This is a genomic window from Methylobacterium sp. J-070 (genome assembly GCF_022829385.1).
GTDB lineage: Bacteria > Pseudomonadota > Alphaproteobacteria > Rhizobiales > Beijerinckiaceae > Methylobacterium.
The window spans coordinates 1-530 of record NZ_JAKSXX010000112.1; the positions used below are offsets into that span (position 1 = coordinate 1).

Annotated in this window: 1 pseudogene; it reads left to right on the forward strand. The window is 70.4% G+C overall.

What is annotated here, in order from left to right:
- Positions 1 to 352 (forward strand): annotated as a pseudogene (locus tag MKL01_RS08870) (hypothetical protein); the annotation flags it as partial.
- Positions 353 to 530 lie beyond the last annotated feature (178 nt).

Genomic DNA, 530 nt, shown 5'->3' on the forward strand with positions numbered 1-530 from the left:
AGGGAGCCTCGCCGCCACGGGCGCGGCCGACGCGCACGTGAAATGGTTCTGCGCCTACGGCGTGGCCGGTACGCCGCAGGGCTTCGAGCAGGTGATGTGCCCGGAGTTCGAGCGGCTGACGGGGGCCGCGCTGGTCTGCCTGATGCTGTGCTGCCTGTCCGAGCGCACGCCGCTGGGCGGCTCGCTGCTGAAGGCGCTGGCCCGCGTGACCGCGCGGCTCCGGACCGTCACGGAACTCCTCGAACGTGCCACGCTGGGCTGTTTCCTGATTTCCCGCGAGGGCCTCGGGCACAGAACCTGCTCGAGGCCCTGGACGATCCGATACGCGGCGATCCCGAGGCAGATCGGGTAATCGGCGCGGTGGAACAGGCCGTACTGCGCGTTGGCGGAGCTCGACAGGAAGACGAGGCCGACACCGCGGATAGGCATCGTCCGGCGCCAGAGCAGGCAGCCCGGCAGCGCGAGCTGCAGCCACGGGATCCAGGCGACCACGGTCTTGAGTTCCGGCGTGAGGATGATGTCGCCGAGGC